This window comes from Methylocapsa acidiphila B2 (assembly GCF_000427445.1).
Taxonomy (GTDB): Bacteria; Pseudomonadota; Alphaproteobacteria; order Rhizobiales; family Beijerinckiaceae; genus Methylocapsa; species Methylocapsa acidiphila.
On sequence record NZ_KE386496.1, the window covers coordinates 1,601,585 to 1,614,093 of the forward strand.

Annotated in this window: 14 protein-coding genes; 5 read left to right on the forward strand and 9 right to left on the reverse strand. The window is 63.0% G+C overall.

What is annotated here, in order from left to right:
• On the reverse strand, window positions 1-480 hold a 480-nt coding region (locus METAC_RS26800; protein WP_051335492.1), incomplete at its 3' end, for a hypothetical protein.
• Between the two features lie 334 nt (window positions 481-814).
• On the opposite strand from METAC_RS26800, the gene METAC_RS0109540 reads away from it, so the two are divergent.
• Window positions 815-1,450 (forward strand): thiamine phosphate synthase, encoded by a 636-nt coding sequence (locus tag METAC_RS0109540; protein WP_342446946.1) that lies wholly within the window; start codon window positions 815-817, stop codon window positions 1,448-1,450.
• Window positions 1,447-2,436: a tetratricopeptide repeat protein gene (locus METAC_RS0109545; RefSeq protein ID WP_051335493.1), complete on the forward strand. Its 990-nt coding sequence runs from the start codon at window positions 1,447-1,449 to the stop codon at window positions 2,434-2,436. Before METAC_RS0109540 ends, METAC_RS0109545 begins: the two co-directional genes overlap by 4 nt.
• On the opposite strand, the gene METAC_RS0109550 is transcribed toward METAC_RS0109545, so the two are convergent.
• The 5 genes from METAC_RS0109550 to leuC form a co-directional block, all read right to left on the reverse strand.
• Window positions 2,433-3,167, reverse strand: coding sequence for an RluA family pseudouridine synthase (locus tag METAC_RS0109550; protein ID WP_425338907.1), 735 nt, complete (start codon window positions 3,165-3,167; stop codon window positions 2,433-2,435). The genes METAC_RS0109545 and METAC_RS0109550 overlap by 4 nt on opposite strands.
• A complete protein-coding gene (locus METAC_RS0109555) occupies window positions 3,164-4,153 on the reverse strand; it encodes a magnesium transporter CorA family protein (RefSeq protein WP_026606845.1) in 990 nt (329 codons plus the stop codon). The genes METAC_RS0109550 and METAC_RS0109555 overlap by 4 nt, the downstream gene beginning before the upstream one ends.
• Before the next feature lie 114 nt (window positions 4,154-4,267).
• Window positions 4,268-4,897, reverse strand: coding sequence for a class I SAM-dependent methyltransferase (locus METAC_RS0109565; protein ID WP_026606846.1), 630 nt, complete (start codon window positions 4,895-4,897; stop codon window positions 4,268-4,270).
• A 41-nt stretch (window positions 4,898-4,938) separates the two neighbouring features.
• Entirely contained in the window at window positions 4,939-6,516 is a 1,578-nt protein-coding gene (locus METAC_RS0109570) for an OpgD/OpgG family glucan biosynthesis protein (RefSeq protein WP_026606847.1), read from the reverse strand.
• Window positions 6,517-6,655: 139 nt separating this feature from the next.
• Window positions 6,656-8,062: a 3-isopropylmalate dehydratase large subunit gene (gene leuC, locus METAC_RS0109580; protein WP_026606848.1), complete on the reverse strand. Its 1,407-nt coding sequence runs from the start codon at window positions 8,060-8,062 to the stop codon at window positions 6,656-6,658.
• Window positions 8,063-8,408: 346 nt separating this feature from the next.
• On the opposite strand from leuC, the gene METAC_RS0109585 reads away from it, so the two are divergent.
• The 3 genes from METAC_RS0109585 (at window position 8,409) to METAC_RS0109600 (ending at window position 10,587) form a co-directional block, all read left to right on the forward strand.
• Entirely contained in the window at window positions 8,409-8,810 is a 402-nt protein-coding gene (locus METAC_RS0109585; RefSeq protein WP_026606849.1) for a VOC family protein, read from the forward strand.
• A gap of 276 nt (window positions 8,811-9,086) precedes the next feature.
• Complete coding sequence (locus tag METAC_RS0109595) at window positions 9,087-10,067, forward strand: SGNH/GDSL hydrolase family protein (RefSeq protein WP_026606851.1); 981 nt, start codon at window positions 9,087-9,089, stop codon at window positions 10,065-10,067.
• Window positions 10,068-10,260: 193 nt separating this feature from the next.
• Complete coding sequence (locus METAC_RS0109600) at window positions 10,261-10,587, forward strand: HdeA/HdeB family chaperone (protein WP_026606852.1); 327 nt, start codon at window positions 10,261-10,263, stop codon at window positions 10,585-10,587.
• A 208-nt stretch (window positions 10,588-10,795) separates the two neighbouring features.
• On the opposite strand, the gene METAC_RS0109610 is transcribed toward METAC_RS0109600, so the two are convergent.
• The 3 genes from METAC_RS0109610 to METAC_RS0109620 form a co-directional block, all read right to left on the reverse strand.
• Window positions 10,796-11,146, reverse strand: coding sequence for a hypothetical protein (locus METAC_RS0109610; protein WP_026606853.1), 351 nt, complete (start codon window positions 11,144-11,146; stop codon window positions 10,796-10,798).
• A 41-nt stretch (window positions 11,147-11,187) separates the two neighbouring features.
• Complete coding sequence (gene rplS, locus METAC_RS0109615; RefSeq protein WP_026606854.1) at window positions 11,188-11,637, reverse strand: 50S ribosomal protein L19; 450 nt, start codon at window positions 11,635-11,637, stop codon at window positions 11,188-11,190.
• 190 nt (window positions 11,638-11,827) lie between these two features.
• On the reverse strand, window positions 11,828-12,241 hold the full coding sequence (locus tag METAC_RS0109620; RefSeq protein ID WP_026606855.1) for a hypothetical protein: 414 nt from the start codon (window positions 12,239-12,241) through the stop codon (window positions 11,828-11,830).
• Between the last annotated feature and the right edge of the window lie 268 nt (window positions 12,242-12,509).

The following is a 12,509-nucleotide window of genomic DNA, read 5'->3' on the forward strand; positions in this document are numbered from 1 at the left end:
AACCGTCCCGCCGCCATAGACTGCGCCGCCTCCGCCATAGGCTCCAACCGCGGCGCCCCCGTAATAGGAGCCGGCCGTCGCGGCTGCGGCAGCCGCGGCTATCCCGTCGCCATGCCAGTCGCCGCCCGCAGCTCCGGCGACTCCGCCTCCTGCGCCGGCCCCGCCGACCGCGCCGCCATGCCAAGCGCCGCCCTCGGCTCCGGCCCCGCCGGCCACACCGCCATGCCATGCGCCGCCCTCAGCCCCGGCCCCGCCAACCGCACCGCCATGCCATGCGCCGCCTTCGGCTCCGGCCCCGCCGGCCGCGCCGCCCCCGCGCCCGAAATCCCCTCCTCCGCCGTGCTCGAATCCGCCCTCGCCTCCGCCGCCTCCCTCATGGCCGAAGCCGCCGCGGCCGCGAAACGCGTCTGCGGTCGACGACGCGCCGATCGCTAGCGCCAAGGCCAGGACGGCGGCGCCTGTGAGCAGTTTGCTTTTCATGGGGAATCCCTCGATCCTAAGCGATATGAAGCTAGGCTTGGATCTTTGCCCCAAGGGCCTGAAAGAGCGGCAAAATCTCAGCGTAAAATTCGACGCTTTGGATCGATTGGCGGCATGGACGAAGCGTCGCGGGCGTAATGTCGCCGGCTTTTCGCGCCAGTCTCGCTTCGTTTCGCGCTAAAATGCGCGCGCTCGGGATGATATCGGATCGCATCGATCTAAATCATCGGGACGGCGGCCGATTCGGAAAAAGTCCGAGCGCGCGCCGCTTTAGCGCGCCCCGGCGTGAGAAACTTATGCCTCAGGGGGCGAAAAGCTGGTTTATGCTATGTCGATGGAATTGCCCCGCCTCTACCTGATCACGCCGCCGATCGCCGATGGCGCGGACTTCGCGCCGGCGCTCGCCGCAACTCTGGCGGCCGGCGACGCCGCCTGCCTTCTTCTGCGAACGGCGGCGCGCGACGAGATCGACCGCAAAAAAATCATCCGCGCCTTGGCCCCGCTGACGCAAAAGCACGGCGTCGCGTGCCTTATCGCCGATGATCCCCAGCTGGCGCTCAAGACCGACGCCGACGGCGTTCACATCGAGTCGGACGGAGAGCCGCTCAAAGCGGCCTTGAAGAGCCTGAAGCCGAACCGGATCGTCGGCGCCGGCGGATTGATGACGCGCGACTCCGCCATGACGGCGGGCGAGGCGGGCGTCGATTATCTCATGTTCGGTGGTCCCGACGGCCCCGACGGCTCCTTGTCGCACGCCAATATCGTCGAGCGGGTCGCTTGGTGGGCCGAGATCTTCAATGTCCCCTGCATTGGCTATGCTCATGGCCTCGATTGCGTCGGTGATCTTGTTCGCGCGGGCGCCGATTTCATCGCACTGGGCGACGCCGTCTTCGCCGATCCGCGCGGCGCCCCGGCCGCCATGCGGGAGTTTGGCGAGATCCTCGCGCGCGTGAGCGAACCGGCCCAGTGAGCGACGCGAGCTTGTTCCTCCGACTTCGCCCGGTGGGACTCGCCGGCATGGCCCGCGCCTTGGCGAGCTGCTTGGCGGGTTGCGCCCCTCTTCCCGGCGCGGCGATGGCTGCGGCCGCAGAATCGCCGGCCGCGCTCGTGCGCTCTGGCGCCGTCCCGGACCTCGCCTTCGCCGCCTATCAACGCGGCCATTACGCCACCGCGATGCGCGAGGCGATCAAGCGCATTGATGCGGATCCGTCCGACGGCGCGGCCATGACCCTGATCGGCGAGCTCTATTCGCAAGGTCTCAGCGTGCCGCGGAACGCCACGGAGGCCGTGCGCTGGTACAGCTTGGGAAGCGATCGCGGCGATCGACAGGCGACCTTCGCGCTCGCGATCGCAAAGCTTAAGGGCGAAGGCGTCAAGCAGGACCGCGCGGCCGCCGCGGCCCTATTCGAAAAGGCGGCGGCCCAAGGCCATGCCAGCGCCTATTACAATCTCGGCGTTCTGGCGATGGAGAATAATGGCGTCGTTCCCGATTTCGCCAAGGCCGCGCAACTGTTCCAAAAGGGGGCCGAGCTCGGCGATTCCGACGCCGCCTACGCCTTGGGCCAGCTCTACAGAAGCGGCAGCGGCGTCGAAAAAAGCGACCAGCGCGCCGCGCAATGGATCGGCCTCGCCGCCAAAGAGGACAATGTCCCCGCCGAGGTCGAATATGCAATCATGATCTTCAACGGGATCGGCGTCGCGAAGGACGAGACGGCCGCCGCGAAGCTTTTTCTCAAGGCGGCGGCCCACGACAATCCGGTCGCGCAAAATCGCAGCGCGCGGATTCTCGCGGCGGGCCGCGGCCTAGCGCAGGATAAGGTCGAGGCGATGAAATGGCATCTCCTGGCTCGCGGCGCCGGCGTCAGCGACGCCTGGCTCGACGGCGAGCTCGCCAAGCTGTCGCCGCAGGAAAAATCCTCCGTGCAAGCCGCCGTGCGCCAATATGTCGGTCATTAGATCGGCGCGGCCGCCGCGCTGACCTCGCTCGCATCCTCAAGCCCGCATTCGGCGAGCGCCCGGCTCATCGCTTTCGGCGTCGGCGCTTCGACGAGGATCGGCGGCTTGTTCTTGTAGAGAGGAATTTTGATCGCACGGGCGTGAAGTTGCAGCCCACCGCCGCGTCCATAGATCGGGTCGCCGAGGATCGGCCAGCCGAGAGCGGCGCAATGCACGCGCAATTGATGCGTTCTGCCGGTCAAAGGCTCGAGCGCTAGAAATGCATGATTCTCCGAGCGCGCCAAAACCAGCCAGCGGGTTTGCGCCGGCTGGCCGCGCGGATCGACCTTCATCCACCAGCCGCGGCTCTCGTCGAGACGGCCGAGCGGGAGGTCGATCAGGCCCTCCTCTTCCACAGGCCCGCCCTCGACGATGGCCCAATAGGTCTTTTCGATCTTGCCCTGCTTGAACAGAAGGCCGAGCTTCTCCAGCGCCTTGTGGTGACGGCCGAGGACTAGGCAGCCGGAGGTGTCGCGATCGAGCCTATGGGCGAGCGCCGGCGCGCGCGGAAGGCCGAAGCGCAGCATGGGGAAATAGGACTCGAAATTCTCTCCGCCGTTTGGACCTCTGTGAACGGCAATCCCTGCGGGCTTGTCGACGACGAGCATCAGCGCGTCGCGGTAGAGGAGCCGCGCGAGAAGCTCCGCCTCCGACAGGAAAGACGTCGGCTCAGGAACTAATTCGAGGTTCACCACCAGCCGCGCCATTTGAACCAGATGATAGGAACAAGCGCGCTGAGCGCGATCAAAGCCAGCCCATAGGCGTAGCCATAAGTCCATTCCAGCTCGGGCATGTTCTTGAAGTTCATCCCATACATGCTTGCGACGAGAGTCGGCGGAATGCCGACCACGGAGACGACGGTCAGCACCCGGAAGATATTGTTCTGCTCGACATTGGTCAGGCCGAGGGTCGCGTCGAGAAGGAACTGGATCTTGTCGGTGAGGCGCGTCTCGTAATCATTAAGAGAATCGACGTCGCGGTGGAGGCTCTTCAGCTTCCCGCGCGAGTCGGAGCCGAGATAGTCCTCCCCGCTTGCCGCGACATAGGGGATCATGCGCGCCATGCCGAGCAGCACGTCGTTGATCTTGCCGGTAAGATCGGCGTGTCGCCCGAGCTTGCGCAAGACGCCGCGCATATGAGGCCCCTCCTCGATCGGCCGGACGGGCTGATCCGACAATTTCTCCGTGCCGAAAATGTCCTGTGACACGCGGTCGAGCTCGCCGCTAACGCACTCCAGTTCGTCGGCGGTATGATCAATGATCATCCCCAGAAGATTGACGAAGGCTCCAATCCCGCCCACCGCGCCGCGATGCTGCGAAAGGGCGTGGCCCTCGATGAGGTCGAAGCCTTTGAGGCGCTTGAACCGCACCGTCAAAAGAATGTCCTTGGATAGGACGAAGCCGAGCGGCGTCGTATGCGGCGCCCCGCCGTCGATCCGGTAAAATGCGGGAGAGCTCAGATAGAGATGATCCTTGTCCCGATAGAGCCGACTCGAGGTCTCGATTTCGGACAGCTGCGCCAGAGTCGGCACCTCAATGCCTAGGTTTCGCTCCAAAAAGTCGATTTCCCAAGGCTCGGGCCGAAAGGCGTCGATCCAGTTCACTTCGGCCGGAATCGCCGCCGCGTCGCGCTCGACTTTGATGAAGGGCTTGCCGGCAGTCGAATGGAAACAAAGCATGGCGCCTCGCGAAGCAGAATTACGGACCGGATTTTCGCGTCCAGCGGATATGAACCTGCGTTATGGGCGCAAAGCGACCGCCATGCGACAATGCGCCGAGCTTGTGCATGGCCGCTAGTGCTGCGCGCGGCCGATGACCGCCCACAAAGGATCATAGCCCCGCGCCGGCGGGATGAGCCTCTGCGCTTCGATCGAGGCGAACCCGGCCCTGGCGAGATAGAGCTCGACGAGCTTTGCATGCGCCTCGTCGTCGAGCGCCTGCCATATGGCGACGGCCTTGGTCGGAAAGCATCGGTTCGAAAAGCTGATCGCGACCGGCCCGCCGGGCTTCAAGATACGCGCCAGCTCGCGCAGCACGGCGATCGGATTTTGCAAATATTGAATGGAGACGCAAATCGCCGCCGCGTCCACGCTCGCATCAGCGAGCGGCAGCACCGGGTCGACGTTGAGATCCTGAACGAAAGAACGGGAAAGCTGCCGATTGGCCGCGAGCTCCGCCGCGTTCATGCCATGACCGATCACTTCGGCATAGACGACATCCCGCGGCAAATGGCTGATCCAGCTCGACATGAGGTCCAGAATGACGCCCCCGGTCGGAAAAAGGCCGCGATAGAGCGCGCTCACGGCGGCGATGGCGGCGCCGTCAATATGGGTGACGAAGCGCGGCGCCGCATAGAAAATCTCGTCGGGAGAGCTGTCCGCTTTGAGGAACGCGTCGGGTGGCAGCTCAGGGACGTCTTCCATGGTTCCTACCCTTCCCGCAACGGCCCTGCGTTCATCGCCTCTCAAAATGGGTGATATTGGAAGAGCCAGGTCTCGCTCAAGATTTTTTCGCCCGAGCGCAGGAAGAGCCGCATTTCAACCGGATCGTCGCCTGTCGTCGTGAAGTCGAACTGGGCGCGCCAATGGCCCGGAACGTCGTCGGGCACGGCCTCGGTGAACACATAAGAGAAGCTCCCGCGCGAGGCCCAGAGCACTGGCTCCGGCTTGACCCCGAAGGGCAGCGCCTCGAGCGGCGGGCCTTGAAACTCGACCATGAATTTCCGCACGCCCTTGGGACGCGGCTGACCCGGCACGCCGCCATTGCCCAATCGCGTCGCGACGCAGCGGGCGAGATCGGTCGGAAAAGGCTCGTCGGCGCGCCAATGGAGGCGATAGGCGAGCTTGACCTCGGAGCCCGCCGCAGCGGGCTTCTCCGAAACCCACATGGCGACGATATTGTCGTGGATCTCGTCGTCGGTCGGGATCTCGACCAGTTGCACCGAGCCTTTGCCCCATGAGCCCAAGGGCTCGACCCACAGGCTAGGACGACGGTCATAAAAGACGCCGTCCTCGTAATGATCGAAATTTCGATCGCGCTGCAAAAGCCCGAATCCGCGCGGGTTCTCGTCGAGAAAGGAGGAGGCCATGATGCGCGGGGGATTATTGAGCGGGCGCCAGAGTCTCTCGCCGCTCCCGGTCCAGATGGCGAGCCCGTCGGAATCGTGAACTTCGGGACGCCAGTCCACCCCCGTCGCCTTCTTGGTCTCGGAGAACCAATACATGGAGGTCAAAGGCGCAAGGCCGAAACGCTGGACGGCGCCGCGCAGAAAAAAGGTCTGCTCGATGTCCATCGTCACGCCCTCGCCGCGCGTCAATAGAAAGCGGCAAGCGCCGACGATGGAGGGCCCCTCCAACAAGGCGTAGACTATCAGGGAATGCTCGGGGCCGGCGCGCTCGATGTAGAATTTCGTGAAGTCTGGGAATTCCTCGCTGAAGCCGGCGACCGCGCAATCGAGCGCGACGGCGCGGGCCGAAAGGCCATATTGATGCAATTCGCCGATGGAGCGGAAATAGGCCGCCCCGAGAAAAGCGACCCAATCGTTTCTGCGCCAGTCGAGCGCGCCGCCGACCGGCTCCTGGATGCGAAGGCCGGCGAAGCCCGCCCCTTGCGGAAGCTGTCGCGCGATCGAATCCGCCGGCATGTGGAAATAGCTCGGATCATAGACGATCTCGCGCGCGCTTCCCGAGTCGACGACATTCATCTCGACGGATTTCGGAAAAAACATGCCGAGATGAAAGAAGCTTATCGGGAAGCGGCCGGGCTCCTGCGCGAAAAGGGCGTGATCCATGTCGAAGGCGATCTTGCCCCAGGCCTCGTAATCGATTTTGGCGACAATGTCGGGCGCCGGCCGCGCCGGCCCGACATAAGGCCCAGCGGCCATGCGCCTCGCCGTCCATTTCAGGATTTCATAGGAGAAGGGCCGGGTCGGGCCGAGCTTCAGCAAATCCGCCTCGGCATGGGTCGTCGCGGCGTCGACGCCGATCAGTCCGAGCGCGGCGGCGGCCTTCAAGATCCATCTGCGATCAACGCTGTCGCCCATTCTGTTCCTTATCCCATCTCGCGGCCGCGGTTTACCGGGCGCCCGGAAACGCCGTCGCCGCGCGGAGCCATGCGCAAAACGCATGCGAGGCAAAGCTGAATTGGGGCGGGCCGCCGCTCGCCCCGCCGCCTGTCGCTGATCAGCGCCATTCCCTAATGTCGACAAAACGGCCGGCGATCGCCGCAGCCGCGGCCATGGCCGGCGACACCAGATGGGTGCGCCCCTTATAACCCTGGCGGCCTTCGAAATTGCGGTTAGAAGTGGAGGCGCAGCGCTCCCCCGGCGCCAGCCGATCCGGGTTCATCGCGAGACACATCGAGCAGCCGGGCTCGCGCCATTCGAAACCGGCCGCCTTGAAGATGAGGTCGAGCCCCTCGGCCTCGGCCTGGCGCTTCACGAGGCCGGAGCCCGGCACCACCATCGCGCTGACGCTCGACGCGACATGCTTCCCGGCGGCGATCTTCGCCGCCGCGCGAAGATCCTCGATCCGGCCATTGGTGCAGGAGCCGATGAAGACACGGTCGATCGCAATGTCGGTGATCTTCTCGCCGCCGCGCAAGCCCATGTAGTCGAGCGCGCGGGCGATCGACGCCCGCTTGGCCTCGCTCGCCGCGGCGTCAGGATGCGGCACAACGCCGGTGATCGTCGCGACGTCTTCCGGGCTCGTGCCCCAGGTGACGATCGGCGGCAGGGCCGAGACGTCGAGCCGAACTTCCTTGTCGAACTCGGCGCCGGCGTCCGAATGGAGCCCCTCCCAATAGCGCATCGCCGCGTCCCAGGCCGCGCCCTTCGGCGCCTTCGGCCGGCCTTCGAGATAGGCGAAGGTCTTGGCGTCGGGCGCGATCATGCCGGCGCGAGCGCCGCCCTCAATGGTCATGTTGCAGACGGTCATGCGGCCCTCCATCGAGAGCGCGCGGATCGCTTCGCCGGCGAATTCGATGACATGGCCGGTGCCGCCCGCCGTGCCGATCTCGCCGATGATCGCCAGCACGATGTCCTTGGCGCTCACGCCCTCCGACAGGACGCCGTCGACGGTGACGCGCATATTCTTCGCCCTGGACTGGATCAGGGTCTGGGTCGCCAGCACATGCTCGACCTCGGAGGTGCCGACCCCATGCGCGAGCGCGCCGAAAGCCCCGTGGGTCGAGGTATGGCTGTCGCCGCAAACGATCGTGGTCCCGGGCAAGGTGAAGCCCTGCTCCGGCCCGATGATGTGAACGACGCCCTGGCGCTCGTCGAGCGCGTCGAAATATTCGATGCCGAACTCGCGCGCGTTCGTCGCGAGCTGCTCGACCTGGATGCGGCTTTCCGGATCGTCGATGCCTTTGGAGCGATCCGTGGTCGGCACATTGTGATCGACCACCGCAAGGGTCTTTTGCGGGGCGCGAACCTTGCGGCCCGCCATTCTGAGCCCTTCGAATGCCTGCGGGCTCGTGACCTCATGGACAAGATGGCGGTCGACATAGATGAGGCTCGCGCCGTCGGGGCCGCCCTCGACGAGATGGTCGTCCCAAATCTTGTCGTAAAGCGTGCGAGGCTTGACCATTTTGAAATCCTACCGGGTTTATGGACACGGCTGCAGTCTGCGTCATCCGAGCCGCGCGTGTTTCGTGTGAACCTGTTCCCCGCGCGACGCCGCCCGTGCTCGCTGGGGAATTGCTTTCGGGCAGTCACGATCACGATGGTTTTGGATCGAGACGGTCCAAAACCACGAATGCGATCGATTTTCATGAACGGGCGCGGGATGAGGGCGAAAAACCGCCTTTCGCCTGTCCCCGTCCCGCTCACACTCAAAGAAACGCATCCAAGGGCGCAGTTCTTACTCGCAAGATCCGCCGCGGGGAAGTACCTTCGGCGCGGATCCTTGATCATATCGAGTCGCGGAGGAGTTTATGCGCCCGCCGGTTGCGCCCTATCTGACCGTCTCCCCCGCCCTGGCGGCGATCGCCTATTACACCACGGTTTTCGGCGCGCAGCAGAAGGCGATCATGCCGGCCTTCGACGGCCTGCGGATTATGCATTGCGAGCTCACCATAAACGGCGGCTCGATCATGCTCGCCGACGCCTTTCCCGAATTTGGCAGCACGCGAATTCCCCTTCCTGGCGAGCTTTCGACGGTCTCGGTCAGCCTTGAATTCAAGACCGCCAAGGACGTCGACTCGATCTTCACCAAGGCGACAGGACTCGGCGCCAAGGGCGAGACCAATCCGATGAACTCCTTTTGGGGCACGCGGGTGGCGACCTTCCGCGATCCGTTCGGCCACCGCTGGATCTTGAACGCGCCCATCGTCTGATCCGTCGTAAAAGTCTCAGATCCAAGAGCCATAGTCGATGCGGCCAATGCGGCCGCGCGATCCATGCGCTATCCGCTTGCTTACGCTGAGAAATGGCGCGGTTGGTCACTTGTGTCATAAGTAAATATCCGAGCGAATATCATGAAACTACAATCGAGCGTCAACCAGCTCGTGAACCTCATGCTGAGCCTTATTACTATTCTAATCTTTATAATCGGACTTGAGATCGCTTTAAGATATTTCTCGCCCAACCCTAGTCGCTTGGATAGCCTGGCCATGGAAAAGCGGCTCCTCTTCTATTCAGAGGGCCGCGTCGTTCAAAACAAGGAATGGGGCGGATTTGTCTACGCGCCGGCGTCCAAGATGCAGGCTCAGGCCTATTACATCGTCGACCCCGACGCCCCATTTCCCGACAAGGAATATGAATATAGCGTCGCCACCAACGCCTCTGGCCTGATTCAACAGACAGACGTGGATCCCGCCCGTCCGGCCGTTCTGTTCCTCGGGGACAGCTTCACCGAGGGCGAAGGCGCGTCGCCCTGGTTTTATAAACTCGAAAGGGCATGGCCCCAAGAGGCCGCCGAGCAAATCATCGATGGCGGCGTCATGGGCACCGGAGTCGAGGCATGGGGGCGGCTTTACGACGACACCTCATCGCAGGTGAAAATCACAAAGGCCGTCGTCATCTTCATCTCGGACGATTGGCGCCGACCAGTCTGGCAGTTTAGGGACCAGGATCTCGCCTGCCTGAAGGATTCCCGCGCTTGCGATCCAGGGCGGCAATCCGTTTTCGGCCTCCCCTCGGACCCAGTCGAAGCCAGGCGGAGAATCGCCGCGATCGCCCAGGGTCGGATCGAACACCTATTTTCTCCGACAAACCTAAAAGGCCTGATCCGCGCCTCCGCGATCTACCAACAATTGCTCCAGCCGGCCTATCACGCTGTGGTGGATCAGGAACGGCCGCAATTCGAAAAAAGCGCCGAGACCATCGCCGCCCTCGTCGCAAAACTCGGGCGCGACAATGTTCTCCTCGTCCAATTGCCGCAAAGGGAAGAATTGGAGGGAGGTCCCGAGGCTTTGGGTAAAAGAGCCGTGGAATTCATTACGCGAAACGGGTTCCAATTCGTCAATGGCTTCGAGGCCTGCGGACTTGATCCTTCAGACTACCATATCGAAGGCCATCCGAACGCGAACGGCTATGGCAAAATCGCCAAATGCGTCGATCGCGCCGTCAAAGAAGCTTTTCATCTTTCGTGAATTTCGCTCGTTGGCCATGATGAAAACGACGGCGTTTAGTGTAGTCGCTTCCTTGCGCCCGCAACGCCGATTTTTGATCTGGAACCAGCCAAGGCTTTGGTTGTTTCCAATAGCCTGCATCGGAGGCGGCGCATCGAACCATGCTGCATCCGGCGGGCGAATTTTTTAGGCAAAATTTTCAGGGAGGATCAATATGATAGGAAAAACGTCCGCGGCTTTATCCCTCGCCGGCGCCTGCGCCTTCGCGGCTCTGTCGGCAAGTGCGCCGGCGCTCGCCAAAACGCCTCAGGATTGGACCTGCAGCGATTTCCTGAAAGTCCCCGCAAACTCCAAGGCGAATGTCGTCTATTGGCTCGACGGCTTCAACCGAAGCGCCAAATCGAACACGGCCGACGTCACCGCCGAAAGCTTCAAGCATCCGATCGGCAAGCTCGTCGTGGAGTGCCGCAAGAACCAGACGCAAAATCTCTGGGACGCGATCGTCAAGCATTTCTACACCGCGGCCGACCAAATCCCGTAAGCTCGGCGCGCCGGGACATCTTCCCGATAGAGCCAAAATACATGATGGAGCATGATCGCCCGCAGCGGTCTTGCTCCATTCTTTTCAAAGCTCGGCCAGAGCGCGCTTTTGTTAATTGGACGAGTCTGTCCGATAAAAACACGCTTCAGATCAATAAGTTGGAGAATGTTCCAATCGAAAAAGCCGATCGACTTTTTCGCAGCGCGTTCTAATGCAAGATCGGCGCGGTGATCGTCCAGAGACTCGTATAATCAGGGTCGCGGACGAGTTCGTTTGTGCCTTTAAGTCGATATTTGCCGGGGCCGGCTTTGACGAAAGCGCGCGTGTCCGGCGGAAGGGTCATCGTCTCGCCGGCGCGCTTGCCGCGCAGCGACAGGACGAAGCCTGATGGAGCGGCTGCCTCGACGATGACGCCATGGACCTGCACCCGCTCACGCACCGTCGCGCCATCCGGCTCAAGATAAATGAATCCGGCGATCACATATTTGCCGACGAGCTTTCGCGCCAGCGCAGGGTCCCAGCCGGGGCCTTCGGAGGGTTCGTCCTCATCGTCATTCATCGATGGGCGGACCTTCGCGAAACGACGCGCGCCGCAGGCGACTATTCGGCGGCCGGGGCTGCGGCCTTTTTCGCTTTGGCCGTCGCCTTGGCCTCTTTCTTCGCCGCTTCGCGGGCGGCCTTGGCGGCAGGCGATTCCGCCTTTTCGGCGATGCGCGCCGCCTTGCCGCGCCGATCGCGCAGATAATAGAGCTTCGCCCGACGGACCTTGCCGCGCCGCACGACCTTGATCGAATCGATATTCGGCGAGAACAGCGGGAAGACGCGCTCCACGCCCTCGCCATAGGAGATCTTGCGCACGGTGAAGCTCTCATTGAGGCCGCCGCCGTTGCGGGCGATGCAGACGCCTTCATAGGCTTGCACGCGGGTGCGCTCGCCTTCCTTCACCTTGACGTTCACGATCACCGTGTCACCCGGCTGGAACGCCGGGATCGTCTTTCCGGCAGAAAGTTTCGCGGCCTGCTCGGCCTCGAGTTCGGCGATGATGTTCATAGATAAAAATCCTGCCGTTTCGCTGGACTGATCCGGCGAGCGTTTCGGTACGCTTGTTTTCAGTTGAGAACCCTGCCTCTACACGACGCGGGACCTCTTGTCGAGAGCCGACGAAGCGCCGACGCACGTTCGAGACCCCGGGCCGCGCGGCCCGGAGCCCCGGCGCCAAACGGCTTGGGTCAGCGAAGCGTTAGGGCGCCCGCTCGAAGGTCGTCACGCCTTCCGAATAGACATCGATGAGGTCGAAGCGGTTGGGACTCTGCGCCTTCAGATCGGTCTTGAAGCCCTTGCCGTTCTCGAGCTTCAACGTCACACGGCCAGTCGCATCCGATTGGAAGGAGCCTGCGACGAGCTGGCTCGGCTCGGCCGACGTGTCGAAGGCCATGTCCAGGCTGCGGTCCTGACGAAAGACGATGCGCCAGGGCTTGTCCGTCGAAATCCATTCGCCGACGATCGGAACGTTCACCTTCGGGGCGGCATGGATCGTTTGCTTGGCGGCGAGGCCGTAGATCGCGATCACGGCGATGACGCCGAGAACGACGAAGATGATTTCGCGGCGCGTCGCGCCGAGGTTTTTTTTCGGTTGATTGGGTTGCGCGTTCATCGCTGCCTCATAGCATCTAATGGGCGATGGAGAACGCTTTCTTTTTCAGCTCAGAAGCTTGAAAGCGCTCCGACTTCCGACAAACTGCAGTGGCGCGCGCGCCGGCTGGCCGAGCCAACTCTCCCCTCCGCGCCGCGGACGCCGGAACGTTCGCCCCGCTCGAATTGCGCGGCAAATTAGCACGGTTCCAAGATCACCGACAAGACGAACGGCGAAACCCGCGCGCGCCGCCGGATAATCCCATTTGGAAAATCTGACGGGCGCGCAA